Annotated in this window: 5 protein-coding genes; 3 read left to right on the forward strand and 2 right to left on the reverse strand. The window is 27.8% G+C overall.

The window, feature by feature from the left end; genetic code table 11:
* Positions 1-149: 149 nt before the first annotated feature.
* The 3 genes from Q0K19_RS07735 (at position 150) to Q0K19_RS07745 (ending at position 5,317) form a co-directional block, all read left to right on the forward strand.
* On the forward strand, positions 150-1,316 hold the full coding sequence (locus Q0K19_RS07735) for a hypothetical protein (protein WP_297246929.1): 1,167 nt from the start codon (positions 150-152) through the stop codon (positions 1,314-1,316).
* A 94-nt stretch (positions 1,317-1,410) separates the two neighbouring features.
* Positions 1,411-3,558 (forward strand): tetratricopeptide repeat protein, encoded by a 2,148-nt coding sequence (locus Q0K19_RS07740; RefSeq protein ID WP_297246931.1) that lies wholly within the window; start codon positions 1,411-1,413, stop codon positions 3,556-3,558.
* Between the two features lie 139 nt (positions 3,559-3,697).
* Positions 3,698-5,317 (forward strand): gamma-glutamyltransferase family protein, encoded by a 1,620-nt coding sequence (locus Q0K19_RS07745; RefSeq protein ID WP_297246933.1) that lies wholly within the window; start codon positions 3,698-3,700, stop codon positions 5,315-5,317.
* 109 nt (positions 5,318-5,426) lie between these two features.
* Here Q0K19_RS07745 and Q0K19_RS07750 read toward each other — a convergent pair whose 3' ends face one another.
* Together Q0K19_RS07750 and Q0K19_RS07755 are read right to left on the reverse strand one after the other, a co-directional pair.
* The gene (locus Q0K19_RS07750; protein WP_014488262.1) at positions 5,427-5,864 is read right to left on the reverse strand and encodes an RbsD/FucU domain-containing protein; all 438 of its coding nucleotides are present in this window, start codon (positions 5,862-5,864) and stop codon (positions 5,427-5,429) included.
* An 85-nt stretch (positions 5,865-5,949) separates the two neighbouring features.
* The coding region (locus tag Q0K19_RS07755) for an L-fucose isomerase (RefSeq protein WP_297246936.1) at positions 5,950-7,491 on the reverse strand (1,542 nt) is incomplete at its 5' end.

The following is a 7,491-nucleotide window of genomic DNA, read 5'->3' on the forward strand; positions in this document are numbered from 1 at the left end:
CAAAAATTGTCGCAAAATTTATTTATTATAAAAAAGTGATAAAAAAATTAAAAAAAAATTCTTCTATTTAATTTATATTCAAAAAAGTGTCAAAATTTGTCATGTCCATAAATTATAATTAAATTAAAAATTTAAAAGGACATAATCTTATGGAAGAATTAAACAGACAAAATAAAAAATATATTATACAAGATAAAAACGATTACTATTATACTAAACATTCATTAAATTATTTTTTAGAAGAACTTGATAAACTTATAAAGAAAAATAATATAGAAATAAAAGAAGAAGATAAACTCATAATAAATGATCATCATAATTGTTCAGTATATACTTTTATAAGAGTATTAGAAAAATATTTAATAAGAATTAACTTTGAACAGTTTGTGCATCCTGACCCAGAAACTCAGAAAGATTTATTGGATTGGGGTGAATATAAATGTTTATTAGAAAAGGATAAATTTCCAGATATTTATGAAGAGTATCATAATGATAAATTTCCTATACTAGATGATGAGTTTTCAGAATTGCATGTGTATGTAGAAGATGATGGAATGTATGAATTATTAATTCCTTCTTGGCATTATGAATATGATTACGGTGAGTACAGAGATTTTATAGAAAAAGAAGATGAAGAAGATTATAAAGAAAATAAAAAAGATAAAAAAGAAATGATTTCTGAAAAGTATAGGAAGAATGGATATATATATTTTGAAACTAAAGAATTAGTTGATGAGTTTTTTGAAAGCGGGGAAGTTGATTCAAGAACTTGGTCTAGCGAATGGGGAAGCGAAAATAAAAATGAAGCAATGAAGTATTTTGACGAAAGGCTTGATAAACATTGGGAAGAAGAATACCAAAGAGAATTGGATAAATACAATATCACAGATGATGATGACTGCATGAAAAGTTATATTATATATGATGAAGAAGATATTGATTATTATTTTGAAAATAGAGATTTATTTTCATTTCCATTTTTTATAACAGGATACAATGAATTATTTGAGCATTTTTATAAAAAGCTGATGAAAGACAGAGAAGAAGTTAATAATTCTATAAATGATGATATAAAAGAGAAATGCGACAAACTATTATATGATTATATTTTGGGTTATAGTCCTAATCATAGATTTGCTCCTAATAAAGCCCTTTATGTATTAAAAGAATATATCAAAGAAAATTACAAAGATAATTCCAAAGAGTATATTGATTTGGCTTTAAGGTACATTATGAATTATACAAGACATTTAGACAGGGATAAACTTATAGAAAGATATTTTAAAGGTGATAATAGATTTTTATATAAGCTGTAATTATTTATACTGATTTATTATTTAAAAACCTCCCGTGAAGCCGTTTTTTGTACCTCTATATAATTAAAAATAATAAAAATATAGGAGCTACACTATGAAAAAATCATACACTTTAGAAGAAATTGAAAATATAATAAACAAAGAGTTTTCTTATGAACTTGATGAAACTGATTCACTTGAAAAAGATTACAAGTCAGATAATAATGAAAATGATGAAGATTATCAAAACAATGATGAGAATAATAATGAAAATATAATTGATCAAGTTATAGAGGTATTAAAAGAGTATATTAAAAAAGATAAAAATAATACAAAAGCTTTAACTTTATTAGGAAGGGCATATTATTCTAATCGGGATAACAAAAAAGCAGAAAAGCAGTTTAGAAAAGTTTTGTTAATAAATCCTAATGATGACAAAGCATTATACTATAAGGCAGCCAATTATATATATTGTTTCAGTAGAAATGAAAACTATAATGAAGCATTAAAACTTATTAAAAAAGCTGTAGAATTAAATGCAAATGATTCAGCATATTGGTATATTTTGGGATATATTAATTATAAAAATGAAAATTATTATGCGGCAATAGAGTATGCTGAAAAAGCAGTTAAGTTAAATAAAAGTTATGTTTTTGATTATGATAATTATTTAGAATATTATCTTACTGTGATAGGAGAATCATATTTTAAATTGGGTAAATATGATGAAGCAATAGAAGTGTTTAAAGAAATAATAAAACTTCCTTTGCATGATGAAAGCGATTTTATGTATTTAGGATTATCATATTTTGAAAAAAAAGAATATGATAAGGCAATAGAAAATTATGAGAAGGTATTGGAAATTAATTATAGGTATTGGGGGGCAGAAAATATTAATCCAATAGATGCATTAGCTAAATCTTATATGGCTTTAGGAGAATATCAGAAAGGAATTGAAGTATATAAAAAATATATAAAGAAAGATGTTTCAGGTTGTTGGCGTTCAATAAGAAGCGATTGTTATAACAAAGATATTGAAGATTATAAATATATGATAGAAGCATTTAATCAGCTTATAGAAGAAGAGCCTAGTAATTTTGAATATTATGATGAGTTAGAAACTATATATTCTTATGATTTGAATATATGTGATAAAGCGGCTAATGTACTTGAAAAATATTTACTGAATAATAAAGATAATATTAATTATAGAGTTTATGGAACTTTAGCTGGTTTATATAAAAATATTTACAGATATGATGAAGCTATTGAAATGTGTAATAAACTTATGGAAATTAATGATTTTGATAGTTATTATTATTCTCTTTTAGGACATATTTATCAAGAAATTAAAAATTATGATAAGGCTTTAGAGATGTACGAAAAATATTTGAATTTTGAATGCAGAAGCAGTGGAAATGTTTATTGTAATATGACAAAATTATTGGGTTTATATGAGCAGATTTCAAAAAAGGATAAAAGAGATTTATTTATTAATAAAGCTATTAATTATTATATTGATAAGAATGATTATAAAGGATTATATAATTTATATTTGCATATAGGTGAAAAATATAAGGCTATTGAATATTATCAAAAATATATAAGTTTAGATGATAATAAAAAATATGGGTATGATTTTACAGCTATTGCAGAAATTTATGAAAGTTTAGGAGAAAAGGAAAATGCAGAAGAATATTATAAAAAAGCAATAGAGATTTATGAAAATGAAAAAGATAAAAATTCTTGGGATTTAGAGAGTATAGGAGATTTATATAATTCTATAGGTAATAAAAACAAAGCTATTGAAGCATATAAAAAAGCTATAAAACTTGAAATAAAAAGTGCTAGTAGTATGTTCAGAAGAGAAAACAGATGGGAGAGAAAAGAATTTAAAGGTTATTATTCAAGAAAGATAGGCGATTTATATATGAAAATAGATAATAAAAATAAGGCATTAAAGTGTTATAAACATGCTGTTTCATTAGAACCTAATCGTGAAGAGTATTATATATCAATTGCTGAAGTTTATAATGATCTTAATGAAAAAGACTTATCAAAAGAATATTATCAAAAAGCTATAGATATTGATAAAAAATATTTTGAGACTCGTCCATATAGATGTGATACTTTAAAAGAAATGGCTGAATTATATTTAAAAATTGATGATAAAGAAAATGCCAAAGAGTGTTACAAAAAAGTTTTAGAAATCAATATTTATGATAATGAAGCAAAAGAATGTTTAGAAAAATTGAATATATAAAATTTTTGACAATTATATTTTTGTTAGTATAATAAAATATATACATAATAGACTTGCTGTAAAGCTAATATTATAAAACATTATTTTTAAGAAGTTTTGCTGCAAGTCTAATATTTAAAATAAAGTATTGGATTTTATTATGGATTTTTATGATAATACTTATTCATCTAAAAGAAATGTAGTTTTTGGAAAAAATATAGTTTCTACAAGCAATATACTAGCTTCTCAGGCGGGACTTGAAATATTAAGGAAAGGTGGAAACGCTATTGATGCTGCAATTGCAACAGCAGCTGCACTTACAGTTGTTGAACCTACTTCAAACGGTTTGGGAGGCGATGCTTTTGCTATAATCAATTTTGAAAATAATTTGTATGCTATCAATGGAAGCGGATTTTCTCCAAAGAATTTAGATGTTGATAAAATATTGTCGCTTAATCTTGATCAAATACCTACTTATGGACTTTTGCCTATAACGGTTGGAGGGATACCTGCAACTTGGGCAACACTTGTAAAAAAGTTCGGTAAATTAAAACTTATAGATGTGCTTGAGCCTGCTATTAAATATGCTAATGAAGGTTATGCTGTTCAGCCTCAAGTTGCTCTCGATTGGAAAGAATCTTATTATGTATATTTAAAAGAATCTGATAAATTAAAAAAAGAAGAGTTCAGATATTGGTTTGATACATTTACTTTCAATGGAAGAACTCCGGAACTTGGTGAAATAGTTACATTTCCATATCATGCAAAAACTTTAGAAGATATAGGAAACACAAATTCAGAATGTATTTATAGAGGAGAGTATGCTGAAAAGATAGATGCATTTATGAAAAAGTATGGAGGATATTTATCTAAAGAGGATTTAAACGAATATTATCCTGAATTTGTTACTCCTATAACAACCAATTACAGAGGATACGATATTTATGAGATACCTCCTAACGGACATGGCATTACAGTATTAATGGCTTTAAATATTTTATCTCATTTTGATTTAAAAGATTTGACACCATTAGAAAGTACTCATTATAAAATAGAGGCATTGAAATTGGCATTCATAGACACAAAAAAATATGTTGCTGATATTTATCACATGAAAACTTCTATTGAGGAAATGCTTTCAAAAGAATATGCTATGAAAAGAGCTTCATTAATAAGAGTAAATAAAGCATTAAAACCTATAAATCATATATTCTCATCAGGCGACACTGTTTATCTAGCAACTGCAGATAGTGAAGGAAATATGGTTTCTTATATACAAAGTAATTACTGTGCATTCGGTTCAGGTATAGTTATTCCAGAAACAGGAATAGCGTTACAAAATAGAGGAGCTAATTTTTCACTAGACCCTAATTCAGATAATTTTATAGCCCCACATAAAAAGCCTTATCATACAATAATACCGGCATTTATATGTAAGGATTCAAAACCTTATGCAGCTTTAGGTGTTATGGGAGCTTTCATGCAGCCTCAGGGACATTTACAGGTTATGAGTAATTTAATAGATCATAATTTGAATCCTCAAGCGGCATTAGATAAACCTAGATGGCAATGGGTAGGGGAGAAGAATATTGAATTAGAATATAATTTTGATGATATATTATTTTCAGAGCTTTCATCATTGGGACATAATATTACTAAAAAGCCTCATATAACAAATTTCGGATATTTCGGAAGAGGACAAGTTATACTAAAGAATGATAATAATGTTTATTGTGCAGGATGTGATGGAAGAACCGATTCTGGAATTGCAGTATTTTAAAATATATTTTTAAGTTTCTTTTTTATATTAAAGCAGTAGAGAATTTTTATTTAATTTATAATAGCAAGCCTTTAAATTAATAAAGACTTGCTTTTATATTTTGGAGATATCATTTTTTGTCTGGAAAAATTACGCCTTTTTTGAGTATAATATTTGCATATATTTCAAGTTCGCTTGTAGCTACAATAGCATAAACATTTTTACATCTGTCATAATATGCAAATCTCTCCAAATATTCATAATTTACTTTTTGATGTTTTCCAATAATGTCTTTATATTTAGCCCATACATCAGGTTCTCTTCCAAAATCAGCATTAGGCTGCATCAATACAACAGGGCTTTCTACAAAAGTATCTAAAGGAAATAATGGCATTATTGCTTTTAAAACTGTAGGTATATCTATACCATCAAGTCTTATTATTTTTTTTGCATTGTAATCATAAGAAGGGAAATTACCATCCGCAAATAATATTTCACTTCCATGACCCATTTCACATAATATTTTTAATAATTCAGGAGAAACAACAGGATCTATTCCTTTTAACATATTTAAATCCTTTAATTTAATTTTAATAAAAATCCCATTTAATATTGTTACATATTAAATGGGAGTAAAAAAAGATTGTATATAGTTACCTAGTTACTTTTCCAAATAAAGGTCCAAAATGTTTACAAGCTCTGAAATCAGCACCTTCTAAATCTTTTGTACCAAATGCTTTCCAAGCTTTAGGTCTGAATATTCTATCTTCACTAACATTATGCATGCTTACAGGTATACGTAACATAGAAGCTAATGTAATTAAATCAGCACCTATATGTCCATAAGCAGCAGCACAGTGGTTAGCACCCCAATCATTCATTACAGAATAAACATCTTTGAAAGAGTCTTTACCTGTAAGTATAGGAGCAAACCAAGTAGTAGGCCAAGTAGAGTCAGTTCTTTTGTTAATAGGATCAAATATACTGTCATCAATATTAACAGCATAACCTTCAGCCACTTGAAGTACAGGACCATAACCTTTAACTAAGTTAAGTCTGATTATAGTCATTGGCATTTCACCTTTAGTTAAGAAAGTAGATGAGAATCCGCCTCCTCTGAAATATTCTCTGTTAGCAGGAGAGAATTGAGTTGCATCAAGACATTTTTTAGCTTCTTCTTCAGTGATATTCCAGAATTCTTTTAAAGCAGGATTTCCATTAACTTTTTCTTCACCAGTCCAGTCTAAAGATGCAGCACCTGAATTGATTAAGTGAATAATACCGTCTTTAGCTTTTCCAGTAAGTTCTTTTCCTGTAACTCTTTTAACTGCTTCAGGACTCCAATAAGTTCTAACGTCAGCAAATAATTGAGATTTACAAGTTAATAAATGAGCGAATAGCATAGAAAGACCATTCAAAGAGTCATTTTCAGTAGCAACAACATAAGGTTCTCTTATACCGTTCCAGTCGAAAGATGAGTTAAGAATAGCTTCAGCAAAGTCGCCGTTAGGCATATAGTCAGTCCAATGTCTTTGACCTTGGAAACCGCCAACTATAGCATTGTGTCCTTGTGCTTCTTCTATATATCCCATTTCAGCTAATTTTGGATTACCTACCATCAAATCACGCATAATCATAGCCATTTTAATAGAAGTAGCCCATTCTTTTTCTTTTTCCTCATCAGAAGCTTTTACTTTATTGTTATCAGCACCGAATTTGCATTGTTTAGCCCATTCCCAAGCTTTTTTGAATTCTTCTTTATCATAGATTTCTAATTCTAATCTTCTTTTGATTTCACTCATATCTACAAATTCAGTTCTCATTCCTAAATAGTCAAGTAAGAATTCAGCATCAACCATAGAACCCATGATACCCATAGCAACATAACCCATACTTATGTATGATTGATCTTTCATAGTAGCAACAGCAAGACCAGCTCTTACGAATCTAAGTATTTTTTCTTTAACGTCATCAGGAACATTTTCATCGCCTGCATCTTGAACATCTTTACCATAGATAGAGAATACAGGAAGTCCTAATTGAGTATGTCCAGCATCAGCAGCAGCCAAGTAAACAGCGCCAGGTCTTTCAGTACCATTGAAACCCCAAATTGCTTTAGGTATAGCAGGAGTCATATCAATAGTCTCAGAACCATAACACCAACAAGGTGTAACAGTAAGAGTTAATTTAACATT

Source organism: uncultured Brachyspira sp. (assembly GCF_944393015.1).
In the GTDB taxonomy this organism is placed as follows: Bacteria; Spirochaetota; Brachyspiria; order Brachyspirales; family Brachyspiraceae; genus Brachyspira.

Bases quoted from the DNA above. Each gene is read 5' to 3' on its own strand.
- Q0K19_RS07745 (WP_297246933.1), top strand. From the start codon at position 3,698: ATGGATTTTTATGATAATACTTATTCATCTAAAAGAAATGTAGTTTTT.
- Q0K19_RS07735 (WP_297246929.1), top strand. From the start codon at position 150: ATGGAAGAATTAAACAGACAAAATAAAAAATATATTATACAAGATAAA.
- Q0K19_RS07740 (WP_297246931.1), top strand. From the start codon at position 1,411: ATGAAAAAATCATACACTTTAGAAGAAATTGAAAATATAATAAACAAA.
- Q0K19_RS07750 (WP_014488262.1), bottom strand. From the start codon at position 5,864: ATGTTAAAAGGAATAGATCCTGTTGTTTCTCCTGAATTATTAAAAATA.